The organism is Ammoniphilus oxalaticus (assembly GCF_003609605.1).
In the GTDB taxonomy this organism is placed as follows: Bacteria; Bacillota; Bacilli; order Aneurinibacillales; family RAOX-1; genus Ammoniphilus; species Ammoniphilus oxalaticus.
Genome location: NZ_MCHY01000009.1, coordinates 332,261 through 346,199, shown reverse-complemented (window position 1 = coordinate 346,199; position 13,939 = coordinate 332,261). Strand labels below are relative to the sequence as shown.

The following is a 13,939-nucleotide window of genomic DNA, read 5'->3' as shown; positions in this document are numbered from 1 at the left end:
AAGAAAAGGTTATGTTGCTATTCACACCAACATAACCTTTTCTTTTTTCCAAATCACTAGTCCCTATGGATGATCTCCATGATCCGTTCAAGGTCTTCATTTGTAAAAAAGTCAATTTCAATTTTGCCTTTTCCTTTTCCTTTGGCCATCTTAATTTGTACAGATGTCCCAAAACAATCCCGCAAACGCTCTTCGAATTGAACAATAAATACATCTTTCTTAGGTTTCTCTTTTATTTCTCGCGCAACGGGTTCAAAAGCTGTTTTCACTAATTCTTCAACCTGACGAACACTCAAATCCTTTTTGATAGTCTCTTTCGCTATGTCAATCTTCAGTTGATCGTCTTCAACAGACAGCAGAGCTCGAGCATGTCCCATTGATATTGTTCCACGTGAAACAAAGTCTTGAATTTCTTTTGGCAGTTGGATTAATCTTAAAAAATTCGCAACATGTGGTCGGCTCTTCCCTACCTTTTTTGCAAGTTCTTCTTGGGTTAACGAAAAGTGTTTCATTAACTTGTCGTATGCAACCGCCACTTCAATCGCATTCAAATTTTCACGTTGAAGATTTTCAATTAAAGCAATCTCCATAATTTGCTCATTCGTAAATTCACGAACGACAATAGGGACTTTATTTAACCCAGCCAACTCAGTCGCTCGTAATCGTCGCTCACCCGCGACGAGTTCATATCCCTTTACACTGCCTTTTCTAACGATTAACGGCTGAATCACACCGTGCGCTTTAATCGACTCCGCCAATTCTTCAAGTGCTTTTTGATCGAACTCTTTGCGAGGTTGGTACGGATTAGGCCGAATATCGGAACAATCCGCTTCAATTACTTGCTCGTTTTCCTCTATATCAAGAGCGGGAAATAATGCATCTAACCCTTTACCTAACCGTTTTGCCAATTTCCAACACCTCCCTAGCCAGCTCCATATAAACCTCTGCCCCACGTGAACGAGCATCGTATTTAATAATGGATTGACCGTGACTCGGCGCTTCGCTTAATCGAATATTTCTTGGGATGATCGCCTGATATACCTTTTCTCTAAAATACTTTTTAACCTCTTCAATCACTTGGATTCCTAAGTTCGTGCGGGCATCTAACATCGTTAACAAAATCCCTTCAATTTGAAGCGAGGTATTTAAATGTTTTTGGACTAAGCGTATCGTATTTAATAATTGACTTACCCCTTCTAACGCATAAAACTCACATTGAATAGGAACCAATACGGAATCAGACGCTGTTAAAGAGTTAACGGTCAATATTCCTAACGAAGGCGGACAATCAATGAAAACATAATCGTACTTGTCCCGTATCGATTCAATCGCTCTTTTCAAACGAACTTCTCTTGAGATTGTAGGCACTAGCTCAATCTCCGCCCCAGCTAATTGTATCGAAGCTGGTAACACAAATAAATTCGTAACGTCTGTTGGAATAATAGCGTCCATTGGATCTATATCGTTTATTAACACATCATAAATACAATACCGAATATCCGCTTTATTAATGCCCACACCACTCGTCGCATTACCTTGCGGATCAATATCAATTAATAATACCTTTTGCCCTAGCGTTGCTAAACAAGCGCTTAAATTAACGGAGGTTGTTGTCTTCCCCACACCGCCTTTTTGATTCGCAACTGCAATGATCTTCCCCATTCCGTTCACCTCTAACTGTCCAAGCATTTCCTAAAAGCCAATAAAACGCGTCCAACTTATTTTAACTTATTTACGAGGCCATGGATAGGAGAAGTCGATTCCTTATTTCTTCGGAATTCGGATCGTAATTTGGTAGAATTCCTCACCATCCTCTTCTTCAGAAAGAATCGACAGTCCGTTTTTCATGACCATATCGATTGATTGTCTAACCGTGTTAATCGCCAAACGTGTATCCTTTGAAAAAGAAACTCTCCTTGGCTTCTTGATTTGCGTTTTCTCAACCATTTGTTTAATTCGGCTTTCCGTTTGCTTCACATTCAGTTCTTTTTCAACAATTTCCTCTAACATCTTCAATTGAGCATTCTCTTCTTTTAAAACTAGCAACGCGCGCGCATGTCTTTCCGTAATCTTTCTCTGCATTAAAAAATCTTGTATGGTTTGCGGAAGATGAAGAAGTCGCAATTTATTCGCAATGGTGGATTGACCTTTTCCGAGTTTTTGCGCCAAACTTTCCTGGGTTAACTGGTGCAACTCAATCAATTTTTGGTAAGCAACCGCTTCCTCAATTGCAGTTAACCCTTCCCTTTGTAAGTTTTCAATCAAAGCAATCGATGCCGCTTGAGAATCATTGAAATCCTTTACAATCGCTGGGATTGTTTCTAATCCTAATTTCTTAGTCGCCCTCCACCGCCTCTCTCCTGCGATTAATTCAAAGCCTCCATCGCTACGGCGGCGAACGACAATCGGTTGAATGATTCCATGCTCCTTGATCGTCACGCATAACTCTTCAATTTTATCTTCATCAAAAACAGTTCTCGGTTGATAAGGATTGGGAACGATCTCTCCTACAGGAATGCTTTTTATTTCATCCTGTTTACTTTTATCCGCTAAACCGAACAATCGGCTAAATTGATCCCTCAATACTAACACCACCTACGGGATAAAAAAGTTAATTTGATTTTTTATTATCTATAAGTAATATCCTAGATTCCATTATACATTATTCGGCAAGCAATGAGGTTCTCCTTCTTCATCCCATGATGTTCCACGTGGAACAAAAAAATATCCTAATTACATGAATTCATGCAATTAGGATAAATGGATTAAATAATTGGCTTTTTTGCGGGGGTTCCCGCTTTTCTTGGATATTTCTTTGGCGTCGGTTTTTCTTTTTCAACGACAATAATATTTCGATCCGCTTGCTCTGATGGAAGACGGAGGTTATCCACTTTTCTCGTTTTGCCCCCTAACACCCGAATCGCTTGTTTCGCCTCATCCAATTCACTCAGGGCGTTCGCTCCTTTTAAGACAATAAAGACGCCGTCTACTTTTGCAAAGGGTAAGCAATACTCTGTCAACACATTCAGACGAGCAACCGCTCTTGCCGTAACCGCATCATAACGTTCTCGATACTCAGGGTTCACGCCAAGCTCTTCCGCCCTGCCATGCAGGCAGGTTACGCCTTCAAGCTCAAGTCGCTCGACAAGCAGTTGCAAAAACTGAATTCTTTTATTTAAAGAATCAACAATCGTAATTTGTAAGTGCGGGTAAAGTATCTTGATTGGCAAGGACGGAAACCCAGCCCCGGCGCCGATGTCAATCAGTGTCGTAATTTGAGTGAAATCGTAAAAGAACGCAGCGCTTATTGAATCAAAAAAGTGTTTTTCATAAACTTCCTCTTTTTCGGTAATCGCCGTTAGGTTCACTTTTTGATTCCATTCAACTAACAACTCATGATACACCCCAAATTTCGCTCTCTGTTGATCTGTTAACAATATGCCTCGCTCTTGTAATTGCTGTTCAAACAACTTTGGCTCCATCTCATAAACTCCTAATGGGCTACTTTCATTTTATGTTCTAGGTAGACTAATAACACGGAGATATCAGATGGATTTACCCCTGAGATTCGGGCAGCCTGACCAATATTTAATGGTTCAATCTTAGATAATTTATCTCTTGCTTCCATAGAAATACCTTGAAGCTGTAAATAATCAATCCCCGCGGGAATTTTCTTCTTCTCCATCTTTCTCATCCGCTCAACGTCTTGTAATTGCTTGCGAATGTAGCCTTCATATTTAATTTGAATTTCTACTTGCTCGCGAACCGCTTCCGGTAGTTTAGCGGCTGGCGGAAATCGCTTTGCCAATTCATCGTATTTTACTTCTGGTCGCCTTAATAAAGCAGCTAGATCAATCGCATTGTCTAACAATTTGGAGTTGATTGACTCCAAATAATCCCGAACATGATCCGGTTTGACCTTAGTCTGAGCCAGGCGCTCTATTTCCTGTTCGATTTGACGTTTTTTCTCCAAAAATTGCTCAAATCTTTCCTTGGATATCAAACCGATCTGATAGCCCTTTTCTGTTAACCGCAAATCAGCATTATCATGACGCAACAAGAGTCGATACTCGGCTCGAGAGGTCAGCAATCGGTAAGGCTCCACGACCCCTTTGGTGATCAAATCATCAATCAACACACCAATATAAGCTTCCGAACGGTCTAATATGAATGGATCCTTCCCTTGTATCTTTAACGCAGCATTAATGCCCGCAACAATTCCCTGCGCCCCTGCTTCTTCATAGCCTGATGTCCCATTTAATTGACCCGCTGTATATAAGTTTTTCACTGTCTTTGTTTCCAATGTCGGCCACAGTTGGGAGGGAACAATCACATCGTATTCAATTGCGTAACCAGGTCGCATCATTTTCGCTTCTTCCATCCCTGGAACACTTCGAATCATTCGCAACTGAACATCTTCCGGCATACTTGTTGATAGTCCTTGCACGTACATTTCAAGTGTATTTCTACCCTCTGGCTCCAAAAATATTTGATGTTTTGGCTTGTCGTTGAAACGAACAATCTTATCTTCAATAGAAGGGCAATAGCGAGCCCCTACCCCTTCAATCAATCCTGAGAACATTGGAGCGCGATGCAAATTATCATTAATAATTTCATGCGTTTCTGGACTCGTATACGTCAACCAGCAAGGAATCTGATCCGGTAACGCCTCCGTCGTCTCATAAGAAAAGTGCTGAGGATTTTCATCGCCCGGTTGAATTTGCAACTGGTCATAATCAACCGTGCGACCGTTCACACGCGGCGGTGTGCCTGTTTTAAAACGAACCAATTCAAACCCTAATTCTTGTAAGTTGTAAGAAAGGTTGATCGATGGAGCCATGTTATTTGGACCACTTTCATATTGGAGTTCCCCGATAATGATATTGCCCCGCAGATAAGTGCCCGTTGTTAAAACAACCGCTTTCGCTTTATAGCGCGCGCCCGTTTTTGTAACAACTCCTTCACACACACCATTGTTCACAATGAGTTCTTCAACTAACGCCTGTCTCATCATTAGATTCGGTTCGCTTTCAATCGTTTCTTTCATTGTGTGTTGGTAAAGCGTCTTATCTAATTGAGCGCGCAAGGCGTGGACCGCAGGTCCCTTCCCCGTATTCAACATCCTTAATTGAATATACGTTTTATCGATTGTTTTACCCATTTGCCCACCCAACGCGTCAATCTCCCGCACAACGTGACCTTTGGCTGGACCGCCAATGGACGGATTACATGGCATAAACGCAACCATGTCTAAATTCAGCGTCAATAACAAGGTATTGCAGCCCATCCGCGCCGTTGCTAGAGCGGCTTCGCAACCAGCATGTCCAGCTCCAACAACGATCACATCAAACTCGCCTGCGTCAAACTGTTTTGCCATACTCTCTCCCCCCTCCTTATTTTCCTAAACAAAATTGGGAAAAAATTTGATCCAATAAACTATCGCTCGCTGTATCCCCAATAATTTCACCAAGGATCTCCCATGTTCTCTTTAAATCAAAAGCCGAAATGTCTACAGGCATGCCCATTTCAATGCTGTTCCGAAATTCATCAATCAGTTGAATCGCTTCCTTCACCAACGCAATATGACGGGCATTACTAATGTACGTTTGATCCTCTTGCATAATTTGACCTTTAAAGAATAAAGCGGCAATTGCCTCTTCCAACTGATCAATCCCCTGCTCCTCAAGCACAGATAACGTAATTAGCGGAGCTGAAAGCATTTGCTTTTCAACTTTAGCCAAATCTAACCTTTGCGGCAAATCAATTTTATTTACAATGACAATTGTATTTAAACCTTGCGCCACTTCAAACAATGCCAGGTCTTCGGAAGTTAAAGGTTCGTTATAGTTTAAGACTAATAAAATGAGATCTGCTTCACGCAACAATTGTCTCGATTTTTCCACTCCGATTCGTTCCACTATATCTTCCGTATCCCTAATGCCTGCAGTATCAACCAACTTTAAAGGCACTCCGCGTATGTTGACATATTCTTCAATCACATCACGCGTTGTCCCGGGAATATCTGTAACAATCGCTTTGTTTTCTTGAATTAAGCTATTTAATAAGGAAGACTTCCCCACATTTGGCCGACCAATAATGACCGTAGATAAACCTTCTCTTAAAATTTTACCCTGTCTTGATGTTTGTAACAACGTTTCTAACGCCTTTTGAATCTGCTCGCTTTCTTCAAGCAACATCGCCCTTGTCACTGACTCGACATCATGTTCGGGATAATCGATATTCACTTCGACGTGAGCTAACAACGTTAAGATCTCTTGCCTCAATCGCTGCACCAACCTAGAGAGTTTCCCTTCCGATTGCTGAAGAGCGATACTCATGGCTCGATCTGTTTTCGCCCGAATCAGGTCAATTACCGCCTCGGCTTGCGATAAGTCAATTCGACCGTTTAAAAAAGCTCTTTTCGTAAACTCCCCAGGTTCGGCTAATTGAGCCCCCTGTTCTAACACCATTTGCAACGTACGGTTAACAGAGACAATTCCTCCATGACAATTAATTTCCACCACATCTTCACGCGTAAATGTGCGAGGCCCCTTCATCACCGAAACCATCACTTCATCCTGAATCTCTTCTGTTCCCGGTTCAATCAAGTGTCCATAGTGAATTGTATGACTATCCACAGTGGATAACTGACTACTTCCTTTAAATATTTTATCCACAATGGGGATAGACTCTGAACCGCTAACCCGAACAATACCGATTCCGCCTTCGCCCATCGGAGTCGCGATTGCGGCTATTGTACCAAACTCCATGATTAACACCCCAATGTTATGCCTTAGTATATAGATTTCCCTAAAGGAATAGAATATCATACCAAATTACATAAAAAAAGCTGTTTTGAGCGCGGCGCGTATAAATATGCGCCGTTATTTGCGTATAAAAAAACAACCCCTCTTATATTCATGGAAAGGAGTTGTTTTTATAACAATAAAGTTACCTCTTTTTGGTTGTAATCACAATAAAACGCTCCGGGTCCTCCCCTTCGCTATACGTAACGACACTCTTTTTGTTTTGTAACGCGGCATGAATCACTTTTCGCTCGTGAGCAGGCATCGGTTCAAGCTTAATAACTTGTCCCGTTTTTATCGCCTTTTGAGCTAAACGATCCGCTAATTGTTCCAATGTTTGTTTCCGTTTTTCGCGGTAATTTTCCGCGTCTACAACAATTCGAAGATAGGAATCGGAACAACGATTTCCAACTGTATTGACTAATAATTGCAACGCATCTAAAGTTTGACCTCTTCTACCAATGATAATACCTAGATCTTCACCCACCACTTCAAAGCGGGCATGATCCTTTACTTCCTTTACACTAATGGAAGCCTCGATATCCATCGTTGCAAGAATTTGTTCCAAAAAAGATTTGGCTTCCTGAATCGGATCGACTTGAATCTCTACTTCCAGTTTCGCTTGACGGGCGCCAAAACCGAAAAAACCACGTGTCGGTTCTTCTAAAACAGTGACGGTTACTTGATCTCTCGCCGCTCTTAATTGTTCTAACGCTAACGAAATTGCTTCGTCAACTGTTTTAGCGGTAACCGTTACTTTTTTCACTTTTTTACCTCCTGGGTTGGAACAGGTGTGTTCCCCTTAATAAAAAAGGTTTGAATAATCGTAAATATATTTCCAAATACCCAATATAAAGATAAGGCCGAAGGTAACGTTATCGCAATAAATAAAATCATCGCAGGCATGATATACAACATCATCTGCATTTGCGGATTCTGCGGCATGCCGGTTCCCATCAATTTACTTTGCAGAAATGTGGTGATCGCAGCCGCAATCGGAAGAACATAAAGAGGATCTGGATTACCTAAGGACATCCATAGAAAATCATGCGTTCGCACGGACTCATTTCGCATAATCGCTTGATAAAAAGCAATCAGAATTGGCATTTGCACAAATAGCGGCAGACACCCAGCAAGTGGATTGACATTGTGCTTTTGGAACAGCTTCATTGTCTCTTCTTGCGCCTTTTGCTGGTTATCTTTATATTTTTCTTTAATCTTTTGCAATTCTGGTTGAATAATCTGCATTGCCCTTGAACTCCGCAGCTGTTTTACCATCAGCGGAAGCACCGCTAAACGAATAATAATTGTCGTAAATAAAATGGATAATCCATAGCTACCGCCTAAGTATTCCGCCGCAGTATCCAATAACCACGACAGCGGAAACACAAAATAGCGATCCCAGAATCCGCCTTGCGGGTCAATCGGAGTTGGATTTTGAACAAAGTTATTGTTGCACCCTGAAAGAACCATTGCAATAAAAAGAATGGGTAGGGAAACAATCAATTTTTTATATAACCGCAAGAAAATTCCTCCTTGCACAGATGAATTGATATGTAAATTAAATCGGTATTAAGGGACTGGATCAAAACCGCCTTTATGAAAAGGATGGCATTTGCTAATCCGACGGATTGTCAACCAACTCCCTTTTAAAGCCCCGTATCGACTAATTGCCTCTATCCCATATGTTGAACATGATGGATAAAAGCGGCAAGATGGTGGTTTAAACGGCGAAATAAAGGCGCGATAGAATCGAATAACACCTAAAAAAATACGCTTCACCGATCCATCCCCTCTCGCATAAATTATGTATTAGGGTAGTATTTTACCCCTTTTCATGCAATGGACGAGACTCGCCATAACCTGGCTATAATCCATGTCCACTATCGGTTGCCGCGCAATTACAATCATATCGCCTTTCCAGTTCAATTGGGGAAGCAAAACGCGAACCGCCTCGCGGATCAATCGCTTTACTCGATTACGAACGACAGCCTTACCTATTTTTTTACTTACAGACACTCCCATACGAATATGATCCTGTTCTTCTTTAGTAAGTAAATAAATAACGACTTGACGATTTGCGACAGATCTCCCTTGTTGTATCACCTTCTGAAAATCTTCTTTGTCGCGCAATCGATTCTGATAGTTAAGCATTATTTTTCTCCAATCCCATATTATACGATTTAATCTTAATCATTATAGGGAGAAAGAGATCGAATTAAACATAAACTGAGCTCTAGCATGATACAAATATCAATTAAATGGCAGAAAGGCCACTGAAAAGTGGCCTATACAGTCAAGTTTTTTCTACCTTTTCGACGACGAGCCGCAAGAATTCGGCGCCCTGTCTTCGTGCTCATTCTTTTACGAAATCCATGCACTCTTTTGCGTTTACGGTTGCTAGGGACAAAAGTTGGTTTCATTATATCCACCTCCCTTGAGGAATCAAACTTAATTCAGTGTCATAACAATAAAGACTGTCCAATTAAACAGTCATTCTAAAGTCATTCTCAATAATTATATTGATTTCACTATACCATGTCAAGAATTTTGCAAGGTCAATTCCCCGATCCACTCTGAACCCTGTTCCCCTTTGTACTACAACAGTTATTTTCAGGAAAATTTTATTTCCCAAACCCTTGTGGAAAACCGTGAAACAATTTCCGGCTGTTATCGACAGCATCCGCTAAACAATATCCACAAATTATAGTATTGTGAGTAAAACCAACACACAAGTTGTAGTGGTTGTGGATAAAATGAATAAACCCATTGATATTAAGGGTCTAATTTGTTATCATAGTTGTGTTTTCACTCGTGGATAATTATTTTCATGACTATTGTTATCCACACGCTGTGGATGTATTTGTGGACAATTATTCACACGTGTGTTTGAAAGTTATACAGAAGTTGGGGATAAAAACCGAATCATGTCGAATAAGCTTATATCCTGTTGGTTATGCGGCACTTCGTCTTTCCACAGGTATTGTGTATAAGTTACTTAGGGGGAACTGTGAATGATAGGTATCCAAAAAATGTGGGAAAAAACCCTCTCTAAAATAGAATCTAAATTAAGTAAGCCAAGTTTTGAAACTTGGTTAAAGTCGACAAAGGCGATTGCTATGAATGCTGATACACTATTCATTTCTGCTCCGAATGAATTCTCTCGAGATTGGCTGGAATCTCGTTACGCGGATTTAATCGTCGAGACCTTGTTCGAGGTTACAGGTGAAGATATAAAAATAAAAATTGTTAATTCTGACGATGAATTGAATGCTATGGACGATACTTCCAACAATAGAAGTAATAATAAAAACTACTCTGCTGATGATTCCCCTTCTGGGCACATGCTAAACACAAAGTATTCTTTTGATTCATTTGTAATTGGAACGGGTAACCGTTTTGCCCACGCCGCATCTCTTGCTGTCGCAGAAGCGCCCGCGAAAGCCTATAACCCTCTGTTTATATATGGAGGAGTCGGTTTAGGTAAAACCCACTTAATGCACGCGATCGGTCATTATGTATTAGAGCATAACCCAACAGCTAAAGTGGTATACCTATCTTCAGAAAAGTTTACAAATGAATTTATCAATAGTATTCGGGACAATAAAGCCGTTGATTTCCGAAATAAATATCGCAATGTAGATGTTCTTCTAATCGATGATATTCAGTTTTTAGCTGGAAAAGAACAAACTCAGGAAGAATTCTTTCATACTTTTAATGCTTTGCATGACGAAACCAAACAAATTGTCATCTCAAGCGATCGACCGCCAAAAGAAATTCCCACCTTGGAAGATCGCTTGAGATCCCGCTTTGAATGGGGGTTGATTACCGACATTCAACCCCCAGATTTAGAAACAAGAATCGCCATTTTAAGAAAGAAAGCAAAAGCTGAAAACTTAGATATCGATAATGAAGTGATGGTTTATATCGCGAACCAAATCGATTCCAATATTCGAGAGTTAGAAGGCGCCTTAATTCGAGTTGTTGCCTATTCCTCCCTCATTAACCAGGATATTGACGCGGAAATGGCCGCAGAAGCCTTAAAGGATATCATTCCATCGAGCAAACCAAAGGTAATTTCGATCCTAGATATCCAAACAACAGTTGGAGAGCATTACGGGGTTAAATTAGAGGATTTTAAGGCAAGAAAAAGACAGCAATCCATCGCTTTTCCACGACAAATTGCGATGTACTTGTCGCGTGAACTAACCGACTTTTCCCTACCTAAGATCGGGGAAGAGTTTGGGGGAAGAGATCATACAACGGTCATTCATGCCAACGATAAGATTTCTACAATGGTTCAAAATGATCCAGCATTCCAAGAAACGGTTCATGAGTTAATCGAGAAAATAAAAAATCACAGTTAGACTGTGGATGAGAGAGACAGAGTAGTAACATGTTATAAACATGCATAAAGCCTGTCTCTCTGTTCGTTCTCATCACTTATCCACAAACCCACAGCCCCTACTACTATTACTATTAAAAAATAATAATAATTAAGTTATAATAATAGGGTCACCTTTTAAATTTTATGACTTACTTATGAAGCTTATGTTTGTAAATAAATACGATGATTAAAACGGATTTGAAACCTTAAGGGGGCGAAACCCAATTATGCATGTAATGATTAATCGAGAGATTTTAACAGCAGCCATTAATGACACAGGTCGAGCTGTTTCTTCACGAACAACCATTCCAATTTTAACAGGGATAAAAATAAGCAGCCATTCAGAAGGAATAACACTAACTGCAAGTGATTCGGATATTTCCATTGAGTATTTTATTCCATTGGAAGAGGATGGAAACCTTTATGTAGACATAAAGAAGCATGGCAGTATTGTTTTACCAGCCCGTTATATTCATGATATCGTTCGACGTTTACCCGGTGAGTTTGTTGAAATTGTTGTTAGTGAAAGATTTTTAACGACGATTCGTTCAGGTAAATCGGATTTTAATTTAAATGGGTTGGATCCTGAAGATTTCCCGCGTTTACCGCAAATAGAAGAAGAAAAAGTATTTAGTTTGCCAAGCGATATTTTAAAAGCAATGATCAGACAAACCGTGTTTGCCGCGGCTACTTCAGAGTTACGCCCTATTTTAATGGGGATTAGATGGTCATTAGAAGAAGATCAATTACATTTTATCGCGACAGACAGCCACCGCTTAGCAAGCCGCAAGTCATATGTAGAATCTTCATCTGATGTTGTATTAGACAATATCGTAACTCCGGCTAAGAGCATGCAAGAATTATCAAGAATTTTAGCGGATGATGATTCTTTGGTTGATATTGTCGCTACGGATAACCAAATCCTATTTAAAACAAAAAACATTCTTTTTTACTCCCGTTTATTAAGCGGTACATACCCAGATGTGAACCGAATTATCCCGCAAAAGAGCAAAACAGATATAATTTTGAGCACAAGAGCGTTTCTTCACGCGATAGAAAGGGCATCCTTATTAGCAAAGGACGCTAAAAATAATGTTGTCCGATTCTCAATCACAGATGCAACAGTGATCGAGGTATCTTCTATATCCCCCGAAGTTGGAAAAGTGACCGAAGAAATAGAAGCCAGTTCCTTTGACGGAGAAGAGATCAACATATCTTTTAATGCAAAATATATGATAGACGCATTACGTACGATCGATAGCGATGAAGTGAAAATTCGTTTTACGGGCGCCATGAGCCCATTTATGCTCAATCCGACAGATCATGAGCAAAGTTTATATTTGATTTTGCCAGTTCGGACGTATCAATAAGGGAGGTGTGGTAAAATTGAATTATGAAACGGTTTTTATTGACACGGAATACATTACGCTCGGGCAATTTATTAAGCTTGCAGGCGTAATTGACACGGGCGGTCAGGCGAAAGACTTCTTAAGCGAGACGACTGTGCTAGTCAATGGCGAAAAGGAGGACCGTCGCGGCAAGAAGTTGTATGCGGAAGACATCGTTCAAGTTGACGCGGAAAATGCGTTTGTTGTGGCTCGTCATCCATAAGGAGGAATGGCTGGTTGATCTTAAAGGAACTGGATATTAAGCATTTCCGTAATTATCAGCAACAAACATTATCTTTCAATCCAAACCTTACGTTATTTCTCGGTCAGAACGCGCAGGGGAAAACAAACTTAATTGAATCCATTTATGTTTTAGCGATGACAAAGTCGCATCGGTCTACAAAGGATAAGGAATGGATTCTATGGGATGAGGAGTTTAGTTGGATAAGAGGGACCCTAGAACGGAAGAGGGGACCTCTTCACTTGGAAATACAGTTGACTGGCAAGGGAAAAAAGGCGAAAATAAATAGGTTAGAGCAAAGAAAATTAAGCGAGTACATCGGAGCGATGAATGTCGTAATGTTTGCGCCCGAAGATTTAAGCATTGTGAAAGGAGCGCCCGCTCAGCGCCGAAAGTTTATGGATGTGGAAATCAGTCAAATTTCGCCTATGTATATCCATTTGCTATCACAATATCAGCAGGCGCTTAGCCAAAGAAATCAATGTTTAAAAGACAGCTATCGAAATCACCAAATGCGTGATTTTTTGGATGTTTTAAATGCGCAATTTGCGGAATTAGCGATCCAAATTATACTTCGGCGCGCTGATTTTATTAAAAAGATGGAAGTATGGGCCCATGCTGTGCACAAACACATTACCCAACAACAAGAGGATTTAAAAATCACATATCAACCTTCTTTTCAATTTAACGAAGAGTCTTCATCGGAGACTCTGATTCAACATTTTATAGATCAATTAGAACAACGCAAAGAGAAAGAATTGGCGAGAGGAACCACGTTGATAGGCCCTCATCGAGATGATCTCCAATTTTTTATTAACGGAACCAACGTCCAACAATATGGATCCCAGGGACAGCAACGGACGACCGCGCTGTCTATTAAACTGGCTGAGATTCAACTCATCTATGAAGAAACGGGGGAATATCCAATTCTCTTATTAGATGACGTATTATCCGAACTGGATGCTTCAAGGCAAACTCATTTATTAGACGCCATCCAAGGCAAAGTCCAAACGTTCGTTACTGCTACAGGAGTAGAAGGATTGTCTCATCAAGCGTTGCAGCATGCTTCTATTTACAGGATTCATTCTGGCAAGGCCATTAGGGAAAAGTGAGGTGG

15 protein-coding genes are annotated in these 13,939 nt (G+C 40.5%); 4 read left to right on the top strand and 11 right to left on the bottom strand.

Annotation, left to right across the window (positions count from 1 at the left end; translation table 11 throughout):
- Window positions 1-56 precede the first annotated feature (56 nt).
- From BEP19_RS13135 to rpmH, 11 genes are all read right to left on the bottom strand, one after another.
- On the bottom strand, window positions 57-908 hold the full coding sequence (locus BEP19_RS13135) for a ParB/RepB/Spo0J family partition protein (RefSeq protein ID WP_120190370.1): 852 nt from the start codon (window positions 906-908) through the stop codon (window positions 57-59).
- The gene (locus BEP19_RS13130; protein WP_120190369.1) at window positions 889-1,662 is read right to left on the bottom strand and encodes a ParA family protein; all 774 of its coding nucleotides are present in this window, start codon (window positions 1,660-1,662) and stop codon (window positions 889-891) included. Before BEP19_RS13130 ends, BEP19_RS13135 begins: the two co-directional genes overlap by 20 nt.
- A 102-nt stretch (window positions 1,663-1,764) precedes the next feature.
- Complete coding sequence (noc, locus tag BEP19_RS13125; protein ID WP_120190368.1) at window positions 1,765-2,583, bottom strand: nucleoid occlusion protein; 819 nt, start codon at window positions 2,581-2,583, stop codon at window positions 1,765-1,767.
- 182 nt (window positions 2,584-2,765) lie between these two features.
- The gene (gene rsmG, locus BEP19_RS13120) at window positions 2,766-3,482 is read right to left on the bottom strand and encodes a 16S rRNA (guanine(527)-N(7))-methyltransferase RsmG (protein WP_120190367.1); all 717 of its coding nucleotides are present in this window, start codon (window positions 3,480-3,482) and stop codon (window positions 2,766-2,768) included.
- 11 nt (window positions 3,483-3,493) lie between these two features.
- On the bottom strand, window positions 3,494-5,377 hold the full coding sequence (gene mnmG, locus BEP19_RS13115; RefSeq protein ID WP_120190366.1) for a tRNA uridine-5-carboxymethylaminomethyl(34) synthesis enzyme MnmG: 1,884 nt from the start codon (window positions 5,375-5,377) through the stop codon (window positions 3,494-3,496).
- A 16-nt stretch (window positions 5,378-5,393) separates the two neighbouring features.
- Window positions 5,394-6,770, bottom strand: a complete 1,377-nt coding sequence (gene mnmE / locus BEP19_RS13110; RefSeq protein WP_120190365.1) for a tRNA uridine-5-carboxymethylaminomethyl(34) synthesis GTPase MnmE — start codon at window positions 6,768-6,770, stop codon at window positions 5,394-5,396.
- Window positions 6,771-6,951: 181 nt separating this feature from the next.
- Window positions 6,952-7,572, bottom strand: a complete 621-nt coding sequence (gene jag, locus BEP19_RS13105) for an RNA-binding cell elongation regulator Jag/EloR (RefSeq protein ID WP_120190364.1) — start codon at window positions 7,570-7,572, stop codon at window positions 6,952-6,954.
- Complete coding sequence (gene yidC, locus BEP19_RS13100; RefSeq protein ID WP_120190703.1) at window positions 7,569-8,279, bottom strand: membrane protein insertase YidC; 711 nt, start codon at window positions 8,277-8,279, stop codon at window positions 7,569-7,571. The genes jag and yidC overlap by 4 nt, the downstream gene beginning before the upstream one ends.
- Window positions 8,280-8,378: 99 nt before the next feature.
- A complete protein-coding gene (yidD, locus tag BEP19_RS13095) occupies window positions 8,379-8,588 on the bottom strand; it encodes a membrane protein insertion efficiency factor YidD (protein ID WP_120190363.1) in 210 nt (69 codons plus the stop codon).
- Between the two features lie 30 nt (window positions 8,589-8,618).
- Window positions 8,619-8,960, bottom strand: coding sequence for a ribonuclease P protein component (gene rnpA / locus BEP19_RS13090; RefSeq protein WP_120190362.1), 342 nt, complete (start codon window positions 8,958-8,960; stop codon window positions 8,619-8,621).
- A 134-nt stretch (window positions 8,961-9,094) separates the two neighbouring features.
- A complete protein-coding gene (gene rpmH / locus BEP19_RS13085) occupies window positions 9,095-9,229 on the bottom strand; it encodes a 50S ribosomal protein L34 (RefSeq protein WP_120190361.1) in 135 nt (44 codons plus the stop codon).
- A gap of 591 nt (window positions 9,230-9,820) precedes the next feature.
- On the opposite strand from rpmH, the gene dnaA reads away from it, so the two are divergent.
- From dnaA to recF, 4 genes are all read left to right on the top strand, one after another.
- Window positions 9,821-11,173: a chromosomal replication initiator protein DnaA gene (gene dnaA / locus BEP19_RS13080; protein WP_120190360.1), complete on the top strand. Its 1,353-nt coding sequence runs from the start codon at window positions 9,821-9,823 to the stop codon at window positions 11,171-11,173.
- Between the two features lie 247 nt (window positions 11,174-11,420).
- Window positions 11,421-12,563: a DNA polymerase III subunit beta gene (dnaN, locus tag BEP19_RS13075; RefSeq protein WP_120190359.1), complete on the top strand. Its 1,143-nt coding sequence runs from the start codon at window positions 11,421-11,423 to the stop codon at window positions 12,561-12,563.
- 16 nt (window positions 12,564-12,579) lie between these two features.
- Window positions 12,580-12,804, top strand: a complete 225-nt coding sequence (yaaA, locus tag BEP19_RS13070) for a S4 domain-containing protein YaaA (protein WP_120190358.1) — start codon at window positions 12,580-12,582, stop codon at window positions 12,802-12,804.
- Window positions 12,805-12,818: 14 nt separating this feature from the next.
- Window positions 12,819-13,934, top strand: a complete 1,116-nt coding sequence (gene recF / locus BEP19_RS13065; protein ID WP_120190357.1) for a DNA replication/repair protein RecF — start codon at window positions 12,819-12,821, stop codon at window positions 13,932-13,934.
- The last annotated feature ends 5 nt before the right edge of the window (window positions 13,935-13,939 follow it).

Excerpts from the sequence above, each read along its gene's own strand:
- yidC (WP_120190703.1), bottom strand. The coding sequence starts at position 8,279 with ATGGTTCTTTCAGGGTGCAACAATAACTTTGTTCAAAATCCAACTCCG.
- BEP19_RS13130 (WP_120190369.1), bottom strand. The coding sequence starts at position 1,662 with ATGGGGAAGATCATTGCAGTTGCGAATCAAAAAGGCGGTGTGGGGAAG.
- rsmG (WP_120190367.1), bottom strand. The coding sequence starts at position 3,482 with ATGGAGCCAAAGTTGTTTGAACAGCAATTACAAGAGCGAGGCATATTG.
- dnaN (WP_120190359.1), top strand. The coding sequence starts at position 11,421 with ATGCATGTAATGATTAATCGAGAGATTTTAACAGCAGCCATTAATGAC.
- dnaA (WP_120190360.1), top strand. The coding sequence starts at position 9,821 with ATGATAGGTATCCAAAAAATGTGGGAAAAAACCCTCTCTAAAATAGAA.
- mnmE (WP_120190365.1), bottom strand. The coding sequence starts at position 6,770 with ATGGAGTTTGGTACAATAGCCGCAATCGCGACTCCGATGGGCGAAGGC.
- rpmH (WP_120190361.1), bottom strand. The coding sequence starts at position 9,229 with ATGAAACCAACTTTTGTCCCTAGCAACCGTAAACGCAAAAGAGTGCAT.
- rnpA (WP_120190362.1), bottom strand. The coding sequence starts at position 8,960 with ATGCTTAACTATCAGAATCGATTGCGCGACAAAGAAGATTTTCAGAAG.
- mnmG (WP_120190366.1), bottom strand. The coding sequence starts at position 5,377 with ATGGCAAAACAGTTTGACGCAGGCGAGTTTGATGTGATCGTTGTTGGA.